Below are 16383 nucleotides of genomic sequence, written 5' to 3' on the forward strand. Positions count from 1 at the left end.
AGGCTACCTGAAATCTTTCAGGTAGCCTTTTTAGTATGTTTGTCACCAAGTCTTGCATAGATTGGATTGCAATGCCGGCATTCCGGCCAATAATTGGATTAGCACGCATTAAGGCTGCCTGGAATGTTCAGCCAACCTTCCATGCAATCAAGCCAAAAAATTTCAGGTAGCCCGTACGTTGAAACAGACTACCTGAAAACTTCTATTCCGCTATTTCATGATGGCGCATCACCCACCAGCCGCCCCACAGGCCGAGCAAGATAAACGCACAAGCCAGCAGTGACCACCAGGCAAACGGCACACTCAAGAAATATTCCACTGTGCCGCATTGGCCGTAGCCGCGGATAATCGGTTCATACCAATCAAACAGCGGCGCTCCCTGCAAACGGAAAGTCCATGGTGCCCCGCAGGAAGGCTGCTGCTCCAGGGGCAGGCTTTGCAGATGCAGCTGGCTGATGGCCGTCCAGCCGCCCCATAGCGCCGGAATGCTTACCAGCATTGCCGCTACCGTCCGCGCCCAACGGCGCTTCAGCGGCAACAGCATAGAGAGCAGCGAAAGCAGCCCCACGAAAATAATCGACACCCGCTGGATAATGCACATCACGCACGGATCCATGCCCCGCCCATACTGCATATACAACGACATCGCCGTACACACCGCCGCCACGGCAAAGATGCCCAACAGGATTTTTCGATAAGAACCAATCATGATCCGCTTTCATCTGGCTTGCAAAATTAAGGAATAACATTATAAACCCTCCGTCGGAGAGCGCCAAACGGCAAAGGCTACCTGAAAAATAAGCTTATCCGATACGCTGCTTTGAAGTGCACATTTTCAGGATGCTGCATCATTGTTATCCGGCAACGGCGAAGAGGGGAGTATCCGGCCAACCATCAAACTCTTTGCGTTGCATGTGGTATTTGCACACTATTGTTGTTAAAAATTATCAAATTCATTTGCATTATCTTGTAAAAGACTATAATCGCGCCTCGAAAATTTATCTATGTTTACTTTTTTTATCAAAGGGAAATCATGCAACACTCGTTCAAACCCACCCTTATCGCCGCCCTGCTGGCTGCTACCGCACCCGCATGGGCCGATAATGCTGCCGAAAATGAAGGCGGCAGCGCCGAATTGGAAAGTATCCAAATCACCGCCCGCAACCGCAGTACCCGCACTGAAAACCGAAACAGCTACACCACCTCCGCCATGCGTACCACCACGGGGCTTTCGCTGTCGCCCAAGGAAACGCCGCAGTCGGTGAGTGTGATTACCAAACGGCAGATGAGCGACCAAGGCATCACCAGCATGGAAGATGCGCTGAAAACCACGACGGGCATCAATGTTATCCGCGATACCGGCACGGCGCGCTTCCAGTCGCGTGGTTTCTTTATCGACCAGATTGAAGAAGACGGTATCAGCAGCGTGGTACCCGGCGCAGTAGCCAACCCGATGTACGATGCACAATCTGCTACTGATTTGGCGGTGTACGACCATATCGAAGTGGTGCGTGGCGCCACGGGGCTTACCCAAGCCAACGGCGAGCCGGGCGGTACGGTCAATGCCGTGCGCAAACGCCCGACCTCAGTGCGCCAAATACAAGGCGATGTTTTGTTTAACCGTTTCGGCACAGCCCGTACCACCGTTGATGTTTCCGGGCCGATGAATAAATCGCAAACCCTGCGCGGCCGAGTGGTGGGCGTGGCAAGCAGGGACAGCAGCTTCAAAGACAGCGCGGCGGGCAACACATTTACCTTATACGGCGTGATGGATGCACAGTTGGGCGAGAATACCAAGCTCACTTGGGGCGGGCTGTATCAGCGCAAAATATCTACCCCCGATGATTGGGGTATGCCAATGGGCGTGAACGGCAGCGATTCCGACCTGCCGCGCGACACCTTCCTCAGCTATGATTGGAGTCGTAACAGAGCCCGTAAAATCAATCTGTTTACTGAATTGGAGCACTATTTTTCCGATGATTGGAAACTGACCGGGACACTCAATTACAACAACAATCATTCTTTGAAACGCAACGGCGGCATTTACAGCGGCGCCACTTCTTATGCAGGCTGGACAACTGGCGGCGTTCTGCCTTCCGGCTGGCTTGGCCGGTATGACCGCAACGAAAAGCAGTTCACCATCAAAACCAATCTGAACGGCAAATACCGCCTGTTGGGGCAGGAACACGATGTGTTCTTCGGCTATACCTACAACCACAAAAGCGGCGGTGGTGAACGCCGCCAGTTCCGCCATCTTCGGTCTTACGACCCGTCTTCTTTCCGAGGCAACGAAGTGGCCGAGCCGGATTGGTATGCTGGCACTCCGTGGATGTTGTGGGACTACGACAACACCGAGCGCAGTTATTCCTTAATGGCCGGTACGCGCTTCAACCCCACCGAAAAGCTGCACATTTTGGCCGGCACGCGCTACACCAATATGACCACCAAATCTGTGGTGGACTATCACTACACCGGCGGCGCGGTTGATAATGACCCGGATAGTGTTACCGAGCGCAACCACCATCGTTTTATCCCGTATTTCGGCATCACTTACGACATCACGCCGCATCACAGCATATACGCCAGCTACACCAGCATCTTCAAGCCCAACGGCAGCAAAGACCGTTATGATCGTTATCTGCCGCCGGTATTGGGCAGTAACTACGAAATCGGCTGGAAGGGCGAATGGTATGAAGGCAAGCTGAATGCTTCCGTCGCCTTGTTCGACATCGAGCAGAAAAACCGCAGCGTGCAGGTGTACGATAATATCATGTCGCGCTGGTATAACGAGCCGGTGGGTCGTGTGCGCAGCCGCGGCGTGGATATGGAAATTTCCGGCAAGCTGACGGACGATTGGCAGCTGTTTGCAGGCTACACACTGAACAACAGCAAATATCTGGATGCCGAAAACCGCGGCGCGATTCCTGCGGGTACCAATTTCAGCAAACACACGCCGCGCCATATGTTCCGCCTCTACACCAGCTACCGCCTGCCCGGTGCGGCAAACAAATGGACGATTGGCGGCGGCGTAACGGCACAAAGCGAAACCTCCAGCCTGGCCAATGTGAAGCAGGGCGGTTATGCGCTGTTTAACGCCAATGTGCAATACAGCTTCAACGACAACCTGAAGCTTAGCCTGATTGGCAGCAACCTGACCGACCGGCGCGTGTATGAAAACCAGAAAACCCGGCAGAACGGCATCAACAACTATCTGATCGAACCGCGCAACATCATGCTGAAATTCGATTGGAAGCTGTAATCCCGCCGCGCGGGCAAAGAGAAAAGGCTACCTGAAAATTTTCAGGTAGCCTCTATTCGGCGGCGTGGGGCAGGGCGGTTTGCCGTGCCGTTTGCTCAGTTAGAACTTGCTTTTGATGTCGTTGATCAGGCCTTCGGCTTTGCCTTTGGCTTCGCTCATCAGCTCTTCAGCGGATTTTTTGCCTTTTTCCAGCACATCGGCCGCTTGTTTTTCCACGTCGGCAATGGCTTCTTTAGCTTTGCCAACGCCTTCTTGAATCAGGCCTTCGGCTTGCAGTTTGCTGCTGCCGATGGCATCGCCCACTTCTTTTTTCACTTTGCCTACGATATCGTCGAAATTGCTCATAAAAATACTCCTTGGTTGTGTGCTATTAAGGGTTGAAACTATAAACCTTTTTTGCTTTGAAAGTAAAACCGATTAACCTTGCTTTACCATCCAATATTATCCATATCCCATTTTCAGGTAGCCTCGTGAAAACCCTCCGCCGTTTCCTCCGTCTTGCCGCCCCGTTTTGGTTTGCCAAAAGCCAATGGCGCGAATGGCTGCTTTTGGCTGCCGTGGTCGGCTGTTCGCTCGCCATCGTGCGCGTTAGTGTGCTGATTACCGATTGGAACAAAACATTTTACGATGCGCTCGCCGCCTTCGACAGCGCTGCCATGCCCGCACTGGTTGGCGAATATCTGCTGTATATCACCTTGGTGACCGCCTTGGTCGCCTTCGGCAACTGGTTGCGCAAAATCCTGCTGTTCCGCTGGCGCAGCCACCTTACGCAGCAGTTTCAGCGGCAATGGCTTGGCCGCAGCCGCCACTACCGCCTGCAACTGCAACACGGCGACGGGCCGGACAATCCTGACCAGCGCATTGCCGAAGACATCTTCCTGCTCTCGGAAAAAAGCATCGATTTGTTCAAATATTTCATCATGAACGCTGCAAAACTCGGCGCATTCGTGGTGATTTTATGGCAGCTATCCGGTGTGCAAACCTTCAAAATCTTCGAGCAAAACATCACCGTGCACGGCTATCTGGTGTGGGTGGCGCTGGCCTATTCGGCAGCCTGCACGCTGCTTACTCATCTGATCGGCCGCAGGCTCCAGCCGCTCAACGTGGAACGCCAGCACCGCGAAGCCGACTACCGCACCACCCTCTTGCGCGTGCGCGACCATGCCGAGCAAATTGCCCTGTATCGCGGCGAAGCTGCCGAACAAAGCCGCCTGAACCGCCGCTTTGAAGCCGTACGCCGCAACTGGCGCGAGCTCATCGGCCGCGAACTGCGCCTGGAAACCTTTTCCGCCGCCTATCTGCGCCTCTCCATGTTTATTCCCATTATCGCCACCCTGCCCATGTATCTGGCGCATACCCTCACTTTCGGCGACATGATGAAGGCACGCAGCGCGTTTTCCAACGTGCAGGACGGCTTCGGCTGGTTTATGGATTACTACAAACGCATCATCGAATGGGCATCCGTGGTGGAACGTCTGGACGGTTTTCAGGTAGCCCTGAGCGCGCTGGACGACGTGCTGCAAAAGCAGCCCGCACATGATGGCGACGGTAAATCCGGCCAAACCGCCGCACTCAAAGCAGACAGCCTTACCCTCCGCACCGCAGACGGCCGTACCCTGTTGCAAGGCCTCTCGTTCTTCGCCCGCGCCCCCGAATGGCTGCTGCTCGAAGGCAGAAGCGGCATCGGCAAATCCACCCTGCTGCGCACGCTGGCCGGGCTGTGGCCGTATTACCAAGGCCGTTTCACCATCCAAGGCCGCAGCCTGTTTCTGCCGCAATGCCCCTACCTGCCGCACGACAGCCTGCGCAACGTGCTCGCCTACCCATACGCCGTTGTGCCCGACAACGCCGCCATCGCCCAAGTATTGAAGCAAACCGACCTGCCGCGTCTGGCCGCACTCGATCCCGATGCCGAACACGAGTGGCACAACATTCTCTCCGGCGGCGAACAGCAGCGCCTCAGCCTTGCCCGAGCCTTGCTGCATCGCCCCGACGTATTATTTCTGGATGAAGCCACCAACCAGCTGGACGATACTTCCGCCGCCGAATTGATGCGAATATTGCGACAAGCCCTGCCAGATGCCTTGTGCATCGGTATCAGCCATCAGGCACGGATTCAGGAGCTGTTTGATCGGAGGGTAGATTTGGCAGGATTTATGACAGGGGAAATGGTGGTTTGCGAGGCAGAGGGCACAGTTTGAAACAAAAGCTACCTGAAATTCCAGGTAGCCTTTCTATTGCTGTGGTTCGGCATTGTTGTAACGATATTTGGTTTTGCCGATTTCTTTTTTAAAGTCCGGAGAGCTCTACTATTACGCCTGTTGTAACCGAGTTGGAATCTTGCTTCTGGCTAGCTTTCCAGCGAATGGTTGCTGGTTTACTAAGAGCAAGAATATAGTCGGTTGCCCGAATTTTCTCTGTGATGACTGCCTATCGGAGGCTAGCTGAAAATTATTCGGCTATATTTTCAGGTAGCCTTATTGTATGCCGCAAAGGCTACCTGAAAGCAGTTAATACCTTCGTTTATTATGCTTAATTTGTTTGCTAAATCCATATTGCCGGCACTTGGGAGATAATTCCGGCAAGCAAGTTTTAATCTATGCAATATTTCGCACAAGCCGGCAAAATAGGCTACAATCGCCCCGTTTTCGACCACCCTCCAAATAAAGGTTGAGCCATGCTAACCGGTAGTCTTGTCGCCATCATCACTCCGATGCGTGAAGATGGCAGTGTCCACTACGAACAATTCCAACGCCTGATTGATTGGCATGTTGCCAACGGCACCGATGCCATTGTCGCCGTTGGTACCACCGGCGAGAGCACCACGCTCAGCGTGCCGGAAAAGATTGAAGTGATCGAGGCAGCCATCCGCTTTGCCGACGGCCGCATTCCGGTGATTGCCGGTACCGGTGTGAACAGCACCAGCGAAGCCATCGAGCTGTCTCGTGCGGTAGTTGGCTCCGGCGCGTATGCCACGCTGTCTGTGGTGCCGTACTACAACAAACCGCCGCAGGAAGGCATCTACCGCCACTTCGCTGCTATTGCCGAAGCGGCGGATATTCCGATGATTGTGTACAACGTGCCCGGCCGCACTGTGGTCAACATGAACAACGATACCGTGTTGCGCCTGGCCGAAATCCCCAACATCATCGGCATCAAAGAAGCCAGTGGCGACATTGGCCGCATGGTGGATCTGATTAACCGCGTGCCCGAAGATTTTGCCATCTATTCCGGCGATGACCCCACCGGCATGGCTGCCATGCTGTGCGGCGCACACGGTGTGATTACTGTAGCCGGTAATGTGGCGCCCAAGCTGTTTGCCGATATGTGCCGTGCCGCATTGGCCGGTAATCTGGCTGAAGCTCGTGCGCTGAACGCCAAACTGGTGCCGCTGTATCAAGAAATGTTTTGCGAGCCCAGCCCGGCCGCGCCGAAATGGGCGCTGGAAAAACTGGGCTTGTGCAGCCGTGCTGTACGCCTGCCGATGGTCAGCCTGAGCGAAACTGGTCAGGCACGAGTGAGCGCTGCATTGCAAAAACTGCAACTGATTTAATTGGATTTAATTACAAGTTTCAACCTTGAAGGACATAGCTGCATGAACGTATTCAAACTGCCCGCCGCCTTGTTGATGGCCAGCCTGGTGGCTGGTTGCGCTACTAAAACCGAAACGCCCAAGCTGGACTACCAAACTGAAAACCGCAAAGTGGTGAGCTTGGAAGTGCCGCCCGATTTAGACAACCCTTCGCAAGGCAATGTATATAACCTGCCAGCCGGCGGATCGGTGCGAGCCAGCGATGTTGCCCGCAGCCAGCAGGCTGCTGCCAATAAAGCGGGTTCGCCGGTGTTGGCTGAGGTGAAAAACATCACCATGCAGCGAGAAGGTGGTGAGCGTTGGCTGAACATTGCCAACAAAAACCCGGCCGAAGTGTGGCCACTCTTGCACGCTTTCTGGCAAGAGCAGGGCTTCGTGATTGCCCGTGAAGAGCCGGGTATCGGTCTGATGGAAACCGATTGGGCGGAAAACCGCGCCAAACTGCCGCAAGACGGCCTGCGCCGCCTGTTTGAACGCGTTGGCCTGGGCGGTGTATATTCCACCGGCGAGCGCGACAAATTTACCATCCGCCTCGAGCGCAACAGCAAAGGTGGTACCGATGTATTCTTCACCCATCGTGGCATGAAGGAAACCTACGCCGACCGCAACAAAGACACCACCATGTGGCAGCCCTCGCAGCGTGATACCGCTTTGGAAGCCGCCTTGCTTGGCCGTTTCATGCAGTATTTGGGTGCGGATGAACAGCAGATTGAACAGGCGCTGAAACAGCAGCAATCTGCCGCTCCGCGCAGTGGAGATTTAGCCACATTGGAAAACGGCCATCTGATTTTGCGTGGCGACCAAGCCCGTAATTGGCGCCGCGTCGGCCTCGCGCTTGACCGTATTGGTCTGAGTGTTACTGCCCAAAACACCCAGCGCCAAGCCTATTTGGTTCAGGTAGCTCCTGCCGAAGGCGAAGCCGTGCGTACTGAGCAACCCGGTTTCTTCGGTCGTCTGTTTGGCCGCAGCAGCAAACCTGCTGAGCCGCAGGCACGGCCCGAATTTGTAGTGACCGTACAGCCGCGGGGCAACAATGCCAGCCAATTAGTGTTGTCTAACAAAGATGGCAGCCCTTACCAAGGCGCAGATGCACAAACCTGGCTGAGCCGCCTGTATAACGAGCTACGCTAATAACACAATGAGAAAGCAGCCTTTAATGCAGATTAAAGGCTGCTTCTGTGCTTATTGGTTAAGGCAGGTAGGGAAAAGAAGCCGCTAGCAAAATGATATTTCAGGTAGCCTTATCGTGTGCAATTAGGCTACCTGAAAATATAAGAGTCAGCGGAGTTAGAGTAGGACGATCAGTTTGGTTGTGCTCCGTAACCGAAAATTAACTAAACATAGCCGAAACGTTCGTGTTGCCCGCTGTTTACCCTGTTGGTGGCATACACGCCTTAGCAGGTATCTCAAAACTTTAATATTGTTTGAATGTAAGCGATAGTTTGTATTCCCTTTTTATCTATAGAACTTCCAATATTTTAGGCACTCCTCCCTAGCTTCTTATCACTCATATCACTATGAATAAAACCAGACGCTACCTGAAACTTACCGCTCTATTCACCATCTTGTTTATTCTGTTGCTGCTTGCCGGCAATGTTTTGTTTATTCTGAAGCACTCCATTGCTGCCGTGGCTTGCTTCCTGGCCGCCTTTTTGTGTGTAGCCGGGCAGATGGCGTCGCTAGCCAAGTTTTTGCGCGAAAAGCAGCTGATTGCCGCCCAACAAATGCAGCAGGCTACTTCTCAGCTGCCGGAAAGCGAAGCTCAAGCGGTCGACAAGGAGGTTTCGTGAAAGAATTGGTATTAGCCAGCGGCAATGCTGGGAAATTGCGTGAATTCAATGCTCTGTTTGCCGATCTTGGCTGGAAGGTGCGGCCACAGTCGGATTTTGCCGTGCCCGAATGCCCGGAGCCACATGTGAGTTTTGTGGAAAACGCGCTGGCCAAGGCGCGACATGCCAGCCGACATAGCGGCCTGCCCGCGCTGGCCGACGATAGCGGCATTTGCGCCCCCGCCCTAAACGGCGCGCCGGGGGTGCTCTCCGCACGCTATGCCGGAGCGGAACCGCGTTCTGATGCAGCCAACAATGCCAAACTAAGCGCCGATTTAGCGATGCAGGCCAACCGTGCCGTGTATTACGTTTGCGTGCTGGTTTTGGTGCGCCACGCTGATGATCCGCAGCCGCTGATTGCCGAAGGTGTATGGCACGGGCAATGGCAGGAACAGGCGGCCGGGAGCAACGGCTTTGGTTACGACCCGCATTTCTACCTGCCCGATTTGCAGCAAACCGCTGCCCAGCTCGCGCCGGACACCAAAAACCAACTCAGCCACCGTGCCCAAGCTTTGCGGCAACTGGCCGCAAAAATACGTGCCGGGTTTTAACGCGATGAAATGTCAGTTATCCCTTTCGCTGGCCAAAGGCTACCTGAAAACGAACGTAGTGAGTTTCGCTAAAACAAACGCTGTGAGTTTCGCTAAAACGAAGGCAGTGAGTTTCTGTGGAGCTAAAACGAGCGAAGCAAATTCTGCCAAAATCGGTATGATTGGCTGTGCCATGCTGCTGGCCGCCTGTTCTACCTTGCCTGCCAGTGCCGAATCGGCCCGGAGCAACACCATCAACGGTGAAGTGGTGCGCGTGTGGGACGGTGATACGCTGCATCTGCAAGATGGCTCTGGCTACCGACATAAAATCCGCCTTGCCGGCATCGATGCGCCGGAACTGGAGCAAGCCCAGGGTAAAGCCTGCCGCGACCGTTTGGCCGAACGAGTGCTGCATCGGCGAGTGCAGGCCGCAATCGTAGATACCGACCGCTACGGTCGCAAAGTGGCACAAATTCGCCTGAACGGCCATGACATCAACCAGCAGCTGGTGGCTGATGGTTGTGCCTGGCACTACCGCCGCTACGCTCGCGAATGGCAGAGCGAGGCCGAATATGCCGCCTATGCCGAAGCTGAAGCTCAAGCCAAAAACCATCGGCTTGGCTTGTGGCGGCAAGCTGCTCCGCAGGCGCCTTGGCGGTTTCGTTACCAACAGCCACAACAGTATCGGCATTGAAAGGCTACCTGAAAAAGAACGTAGTGAGTTTCGCTAAAACGAACGCAGTGAGTTTCGCTAAAGCGTAAGCCTCAACGAAGCTAAAACGAGGTTGCAGCAAAGTAAAAAATGAAAGGGATGGGTTTGGCCAAAACTAGATAGTTGCTTAATTAAAATCGTTCGCAATAAAACTCCTATCCCTGCCAACACAATGCTATAATTCGCAAATTTTTCCGCCACCGTGCGGGTTCACTTTATTCAGAAAGACAATATGGCAGCCTTCAACACACAAAAAGTCCTGTCCGTACACCACTGGACCGACGCCTATTTCACCTTCACCTGCACCCGCGACGACAGCCTGCGTTTTGAAAACGGCCAATTCGTCATGGTCGGTTTGATGGTGGACGGCAAACCTCTGATGCGCGCCTACAGCGTGGCTTCAGCCAACTGGGAAGAGCATCTCGAATTTTTCAGTATTAAAGTGCCGGATGGTCCGCTTACCAGCCGCCTGCAGCACCTCAAGGTCGGCGACGAAGTGCTTATCAGCAAAAAGCCCACCGGCACCCTGATTTGTGGCGATTTAAACCCCGGCAAACACCTCTATCTGCTCTCAACCGGTACCGGTATCGCGCCGTTCTTGAGCATCACCAAAGATCCAGAAGTGTATGAGCAATTTGAAAAAGTGATTCTCGTGCATGGCGTGCGCTACAAAAAAGACCTCGCCTACTACGACCGCTTCACCCAAGAGCTGCCTAACCATGAATACCTGGGCGAAATGATTCGCGAGAAACTGATTTACTACCCCATTGTTTCCAGAGAGGAGTTCGAACACCAAGGCCGTCTTACCGATTTGATGCGGAGCGGCAAACTGTTCGAGGATATCGGCCTGCCGCCGATTAATCCGCAAGACGACCGCGCCATGTTGTGCGGCAGCCCGGCCATGCTCAAAGATACCAGCGATGTGCTCAACAGCTTCGGCTTAACCGTGTCGCCCAAAATGGGGCAGCGCGGCGATTATTTGATTGAACGCGCGTTTGTGGACCAATAAGGTTTAACTGTTTGATATGCAGAAAAAGGCTACCTGAAGTTTCAGGTAGCCTTTTTGGTGTGGAATGGCTTTGCTGCTTTGCGATGAGAGTAGGATTCAGCTATCAAACAAATCGCTCCTTTAATCGCTGTTTGCTCCCAGAAAATGCAGGGACAATATTGTTTTCTGGTACATCGGTAATATAACCATTGATTCTATCTTATTCCAATATGGAATTTAAAACAGGTAGAGTAGTGCTGTAAATTCGACGTGTGTGATTAAGTTGGCGGTGATGCGTATATGCTGGACTGGGGCGTACAGAGATAGATCAGCTCTCGTTTGATTTTTCGGCATGGTTTTGGTCCAGCAGTATTTCAAAGTAAGAGAGACTTAAATCTGGCTGCACAGCTACAACCCTGAGTACCTGGACATCTACCTCCTGGTCGAAGAAATTGAAGTCGTCGGACGCGTGTTCTGGGTCTCGGCGATGCTCTAAAAGAAAACACCTCCTGAATTGGGGGTGTTTTGTTATGGGGTTATAAGAAAGGTTCCAAGCAGGAGAAACCAGAAAATACGGCTCCGGGTTTATTGAGGCAACTGGAATCTGGTACAACCAGCGCCCACGATATGTCATCAGGTGTCGCTGGCGTTCACGGAGTTTGCGGTAAGTTCTTCATGGGGAGGGTTCTGATAACTTGCAACGCACAAGTTCCGCATCAAAACCTGCAGTATGGTGGTTGCCAAAGATTTGCAACCGCCCATTAGGCAGCAGCCTCATCTGCATAAAGGAGGGAGTCGCTATTCCTTCATAAGTTTCGACACCCCAAGCCAAAAAGGTACCGTCCGGCAATAGTTGGGAGCGTGTAATAACTGCCATCCCATAGTCCACATCATGCGTAAACCCATTAGCATCTATGGCAGCATACACGTCCTCGTGGGTCTCTTGGCAACGTGAAGTCTTACCCCAGTACCCGTGGAACTGTGGGGGAACCAACCACTCCGGTGCCGGGGTTTTAAACGTGCCAGTGTAGCTCTGGTGCTGCGACACAGAACACCGATTGTCCGGTGTGATTTTCAAAGTATCCGCCGTGGGGAAATCCACATACAAACGACAAGGGTTCCGGTTGGGCTCCTCGTCGTGCTCACTAAAGAAAGGTGAAAAAAGTATCTGAGAACTCCCGACAGGTAAGTTTGCAGGGCTCACAGCCGAATACGTCTCCGTATCTCTCCCCAATGGGTCCGTAAGTTGCAATCGGTATTCCCCACCTTGCTGTTCCCACTTAGTTAGTACAGCTCTTTGGTTATCTTTCTCGTAAGTACCTAAAGAGATGGGGGCAGCAAGAGTTAGAGTGGAAGCCAGCAGAAGGAGAAGGGTTAAAAAGCGCTTCATCTTCGGGCTCCGTCACTTAATACCCAAGTCCAAGGGTAGGCGAGCATATCTCTCGCTACTTGGCAGGTTTGTGGATTTAGGTCCATCGTGGTGCCATCGTCCAGACGCATACCATACTTCCTTGAAAAAGCAGAAAGGGTCTGTTCCAGAATTGCCTCTTCCTCGTTTTTGGAGATTACCCGGTTACAACCATTAGTTCGATAAACTTCCCTTGCCACACCACTCTCATGACTGGGGTTTTGGCAATGCTTCTCCAGCCGGAAATGGAAAACCATATTTCGCAACTGTTGGGCACATTCGCTCCTAGTACCCTCCGCCTCAACAGGAGAAACCAAAAGCAACGTAATACATAATATGAAAATATATTTCATCTCAATGTACTCCTATTGCACCCCACCAATTAAGGAGTGTCTCTCTATATCTCTAACCATACTGCAAGCCTGTGGGGAAAGAAAGAAAGGTGACTCAGCACTCATCGTCTCTGAACCGTAAAATGCGAAAAGTCTCTCGGTCTCTGACTTCATAACAGCCTCCCGCTCCGAATCATTCAAAAAATCGTCACAACTCTTTGTGTGGTAAACAGACAGTACATTAAGGCTATATGCGTCGGGTAGATGGCAACGGCGTTCAAGACCTCCAACCATAGTAAACGTCCGCAGCAAACCTTCGCAAACGTGTTTGGGGCCATCAGCTAAAGAAAATGGAGAGTAGAAGGCAGACGACGCTTCATAGATAATTAACCCCGTCAGAAATGTTAAGACGGGGTTAATTATATGCGCCGGGACGTTAATTGTTAAGCAGTTCCAGCACCTTTTTGCGGAACTCAGCATCGGAAAGAGTAGGGGGGAGCGGAGTTGGGAGAGCAATTTACGTCCCCCTACGTCTTGGTTTGCTCACTCTTCAACTTTCCTTCACGAGCTCCAGCCGCATACTTTGAGCAGTCATCAGTAGAACGTAAGAGGTTGCTCATAGTTAGTACTCGCTCTTAAGCAACCATGTGATTTCAGATATACCTATTCTACTAGCTAAAGAAATTAGGTAGCTGGTCGAGCATGGAGATGGTACAAAAATATGCTCACTTGAACGTTGAACATCTGAAAAAATTCGCTGATAACGCGTCCCACTTTGGCACCAGTGTGGCACCAGTTGAAAACCAAGCGATACAAAAGAAAAAACAGCCAGCGTAACTGACTGTTTTTGCGTATCCAAATTGGTCGGAGTGAAAGGATTCGAACCTTCGACCCCTTGCACCCCATGCAAGTGCGCTACCAGACTGCGCCACACTCCGACTTCCAAAAGAAAGCAATTCTAAGCTGTTTTTTGCGGCTTGGCAAGGGCTGCTTCGATTTTTTCTAAAACAACCTGCAAATCCTGCCGAACTTCTTCAGCGGTGGCCGCGGGGCGGTTTAGGCTGTCGTGGCCGTTTAGGTTGAAACGGTCAATGTAGGTGGGGAAGCTGCCGCTTAATTTGCGGATTTTCACCACATCTTGCCGGGTGTATTGGTTGCCGCCGTGACCGATCACTACGCCGATATCTTGCTGCCATTGGAAGAATTGTTCGGGCTGGATGTCGGCCAGATAACACAATTCTTCCAGGCTGAAATAGCGTTTAACCGGAATGGGCGGCAGGGCGCGTTCAGTTTTGTTTGCCATAGTGGTGTTCCACCATGCCTTTAAGTTTTTGGCTGGCGTGGAAGGTTACCACCCGACGGGCGGTAATCGGCACTTCTTTGCCGGTTTTGGGGTTGCGGCCGGGGCGCTGCGGTTTGTCACGCAGTTGGAAGTTGCCGAAGCCGGAAATTTTGATTTCTTCGCCGCGTTCTAAAGTGGCGCGAATTTCTTCGAAGAACAGTTCAACGATTTCTTTTGCATCGTTCTTGCTGATATTGCTGACTTTTTCTACCAGAATATCGGCTAATTCTGCTTTGGTGAGTGTCATTGGGTTTACCTCTGAGTTGCTAAGCTGCGGATTATCGCTAATTACTTTTTAGAAATCAAGCGAATGCTGGGGTATATGGCAAAATCTGTAGAGCAGGGCGGCAGATTGTGTGGCAATCTGCGCATTATGCCTATCCACGGTTGGTTTCGCTGTGAGCTTCTATAGCACGCAGGCTACCTGAAAAATGGCTATGCTTTATATTTGCAGCCAGGCTTGCAGTGCAGCCGGATTTTCGATGGTGATCCAGGCGGTATTGGCTTCGGCGGGCTGTACGGTGGCGCTAGTGTGGTGCAATACGCCGTGCCGGAAGTAGTGTAGCTCGGTTTGGCTGCCGGTTTTTTGTTGCTGCCATTGGGTGGCAAAGTTGTTGGCGGCATAGCCGTTGATGGCGACGATGCGGTCGCCGGGGGCGAGGCCGGCTTGTTCGGCGCTGCCGCCGTTGAGTACGTGGCTGAGGGTGATGTCGCTGCCGTTTTGCTGGAAGCGGGCGCCGAAGTCGTTAGCAGGCGGAACAGCTGGCAATGGGTCGCAGCCGCCGTTGTGCGATGGCGGCAGGGGCAGCCAGTGCAGGCGGAGGCCGGCGTGGGCGAGGGCGGTTTCGAGCGGCAGTGGCCGGGTGCTGCGGATGAGTTGGTTGAACAGGCTGCGCAAGTCGAGGCCGGTGATGGCTTGGGCAAGCCTTTCCCATTCGGTTTCATGCAACGGTTGTTTTCTGGTCAGCCAGTCTTGATAGAGGGCTTGCATGATGCTGTCGAGGCTGTGCCGGCTTTGTTGACGGATGTAGAGGTCGAGGCAGAGGGCGGCGAGGGCGCCTTGCTGGTAGTAGCTGGTGATGGCGTTGGGGCTGTTTTCGTTTTGTTTGTAGTATTTGTCCCAGGCGTGGAAGCTGGATTGGGCGAGGGTTTGCCGGTGGTGGCCGGGGTTGCGGTGCACTCGGGTGATGGTTTTGGCCAATATTTCGAGATAGGCGATAGGGCTGATGCGGCCGCTGCGTACGAGGAATAGGTCGTCATAATAGGAGGTGATGCCTTCGAATGCCCATAAAAGTTCGGTGTAGGCCTCTTGGTTGAGATCGGATTGGGCGAGGGCGGCGGGTTTGATGGATTTGACGTTCCAGGCGTGGAAGTATTCGTGGGAAATCAGGCCGAGCAGCTGGGTGTAGTTGTCGGAGGCTTCGGCAAGGTTGTTTTCAGGTAGCCAGCTGCGGTCGGCGAGCAGGGCGGTGGATGATGTGTGCTCGAGGCCACCGTAGACGTGGTCGCCCAGGTGCAGCAGGAAGGTGTAGTGCGCAAAGGGGGCGGGGTTGGGGAAGAATTGGAGTTGGGCGGTGCAGATAGCTTGGGTGTCGGCCAGCAGGCGTTGGCGATCGAACTCGGGGTAGTGGCCGCTGAGGATGATGCGGTGCGGAATGCCTTCGGCGGTGAATTCGAGAATTTCAAGGGTGCCGGCTTCCAGCGGGCAGTCGATGAGGTGGCGGTAGTTGTCTGCCTGGTAGAGGTGCTTATCCAATTTGGGCAGGGCGGTGGCAGTTTGCCATTGGCCGGGGAAACGGAGTTTGACTTGGTGCGGCTCTTCGCTGAGTGAGGCTACCTGAAAAAACAGGGCGGCGCCGTCGAAGAAGGCGCGTTCGCCGTCTAAATAGCAGCCGCGCACGGAAAGGTCGAAGGCATAAACGTCGTATTCGATGAGCCAGTCGCCGGGTGTATTTTCTTCGGCCTGCCAGATGTTTTTGCTCAGGGCTTGTAAGTTGGCGGCTTGGCCGTTGCAGCTGGCTTCGATGCGGACGATGTGCCGGGCAAACTCGCGGATCATATAGCTGCCGGGCACCCAGTTGGGCAGGCTGAGGCGGACAGGTTGGCTGCCGTGGTGGCTGAAGCGCAGGCAAACGCGGAAGAGATGTTGTTCGGGTAGTGGGGTAATGGTGTAGTGAGGCATTGGTTTATTTTGTTTTGATTGAAAGGGATATGGTGTTTTCAGGTAGCCTAGTTTGCGAAAAATGAAAAGATGTGTGTATTTTTGTGGTTATAGTGTGTGTTTTGCTTTAAAATATACCGCTTAAACTGCGCGCAGTCTATCGCTGTATGGTTTGCGGTGGTTTCTTTCTATATAAATTAAGAAAATCGGATGTGCCGGCCTGCATGGGT

Annotated in this window: 13 protein-coding genes and 1 tRNA gene; 8 read left to right on the forward strand and 6 right to left on the reverse strand. The window is 53.1% G+C overall.

Annotated elements, in window-relative coordinates:
* Window positions 1–202: 202 nt before the first annotated feature.
* Window positions 203–709 carry a disulfide bond formation protein B gene (locus HMPREF2796_RS07700; RefSeq protein ID WP_003822573.1) on the reverse strand — a complete coding sequence of 169 codons (507 nt, stop codon included), beginning with the start codon at window positions 707–709 and terminating at the stop codon, window positions 203–205.
* Between the two features lie 324 nt (window positions 710–1033).
* Between HMPREF2796_RS07700 and HMPREF2796_RS07705 the strand changes: the two genes are divergently transcribed.
* On the forward strand, window positions 1034–3259 hold the full coding sequence (locus tag HMPREF2796_RS07705) for a TonB-dependent siderophore receptor (protein ID WP_070632619.1): 2226 nt from the start codon (window positions 1034–1036) through the stop codon (window positions 3257–3259).
* A 99-nt stretch (window positions 3260–3358) separates the two neighbouring features.
* Here HMPREF2796_RS07705 and HMPREF2796_RS07710 read toward each other — a convergent pair whose 3' ends face one another.
* Window positions 3359–3604, reverse strand: coding sequence for a CsbD family protein (locus tag HMPREF2796_RS07710; protein WP_049258466.1), 246 nt, complete (start codon window positions 3602–3604; stop codon window positions 3359–3361).
* A 125-nt stretch (window positions 3605–3729) separates the two neighbouring features.
* Here HMPREF2796_RS07710 and HMPREF2796_RS07715 point away from each other — a divergent pair, with 125 nt between their 5' ends.
* The 7 genes from HMPREF2796_RS07715 (at window position 3730) to HMPREF2796_RS07745 (ending at window position 10931) form a co-directional block, all read left to right on the forward strand.
* Window positions 3730–5460, forward strand: a complete 1731-nt coding sequence (locus HMPREF2796_RS07715) for an ABC transporter ATP-binding protein/permease (protein ID WP_070632622.1) — start codon at window positions 3730–3732, stop codon at window positions 5458–5460.
* Between the two features lie 476 nt (window positions 5461–5936).
* A complete protein-coding gene (gene dapA / locus HMPREF2796_RS07720; protein ID WP_070632624.1) occupies window positions 5937–6812 on the forward strand; it encodes a 4-hydroxy-tetrahydrodipicolinate synthase in 876 nt (291 codons plus the stop codon).
* Between the two features lie 42 nt (window positions 6813–6854).
* Complete coding sequence (gene bamC / locus HMPREF2796_RS07725) at window positions 6855–7982, forward strand: outer membrane protein assembly factor BamC (RefSeq protein WP_070541324.1); 1128 nt, start codon at window positions 6855–6857, stop codon at window positions 7980–7982.
* Window positions 7983–8368: 386 nt separating this feature from the next.
* Complete coding sequence (locus HMPREF2796_RS07730; RefSeq protein ID WP_070632627.1) at window positions 8369–8641, forward strand: NGO_0222 family membrane protein; 273 nt, start codon at window positions 8369–8371, stop codon at window positions 8639–8641.
* Window positions 8638–9231: an RdgB/HAM1 family non-canonical purine NTP pyrophosphatase gene (gene rdgB / locus HMPREF2796_RS07735; RefSeq protein ID WP_070632630.1), complete on the forward strand. Its 594-nt coding sequence runs from the start codon at window positions 8638–8640 to the stop codon at window positions 9229–9231. Before HMPREF2796_RS07730 ends, rdgB begins: the two co-directional genes overlap by 4 nt.
* Window positions 9232–9388: 157 nt before the next feature.
* A complete protein-coding gene (locus HMPREF2796_RS07740) occupies window positions 9389–9904 on the forward strand; it encodes a thermonuclease family protein (RefSeq protein ID WP_246826844.1) in 516 nt (171 codons plus the stop codon).
* 250 nt (window positions 9905–10154) lie between these two features.
* Complete coding sequence (locus HMPREF2796_RS07745; RefSeq protein ID WP_064084861.1) at window positions 10155–10931, forward strand: ferredoxin--NADP reductase; 777 nt, start codon at window positions 10155–10157, stop codon at window positions 10929–10931.
* Between the two features lie 2580 nt (window positions 10932–13511).
* On the opposite strand, the gene HMPREF2796_RS07760 is transcribed toward HMPREF2796_RS07745, so the two are convergent.
* The 4 genes from HMPREF2796_RS07760 to HMPREF2796_RS07775 form a co-directional block, all read right to left on the reverse strand.
* Window positions 13512–13588, reverse strand: a tRNA-Pro gene (locus HMPREF2796_RS07760).
* A 20-nt stretch (window positions 13589–13608) separates the two neighbouring features.
* The gene (locus HMPREF2796_RS07765; RefSeq protein WP_070632641.1) at window positions 13609–13953 is read right to left on the reverse strand and encodes a hypothetical protein; all 345 of its coding nucleotides are present in this window, start codon (window positions 13951–13953) and stop codon (window positions 13609–13611) included.
* Window positions 13937–14239: an integration host factor subunit alpha gene (locus HMPREF2796_RS07770; protein WP_003822587.1), complete on the reverse strand. Its 303-nt coding sequence runs from the start codon at window positions 14237–14239 to the stop codon at window positions 13937–13939. The genes HMPREF2796_RS07765 and HMPREF2796_RS07770 overlap by 17 nt, the downstream gene beginning before the upstream one ends.
* A 195-nt stretch (window positions 14240–14434) precedes the next feature.
* Window positions 14435–16174 carry a M61 family metallopeptidase gene (locus HMPREF2796_RS07775; protein WP_070632644.1) on the reverse strand — a complete coding sequence of 580 codons (1740 nt, stop codon included), beginning with the start codon at window positions 16172–16174 and terminating at the stop codon, window positions 14435–14437.
* Between the last annotated feature and the right edge of the window lie 209 nt (window positions 16175–16383).

The organism is Eikenella sp. HMSC071B05, from assembly GCF_001811325.1.
In the GTDB taxonomy this organism is placed as follows: domain Bacteria; phylum Pseudomonadota; class Gammaproteobacteria; order Burkholderiales; family Neisseriaceae; genus Eikenella; species Eikenella corrodens.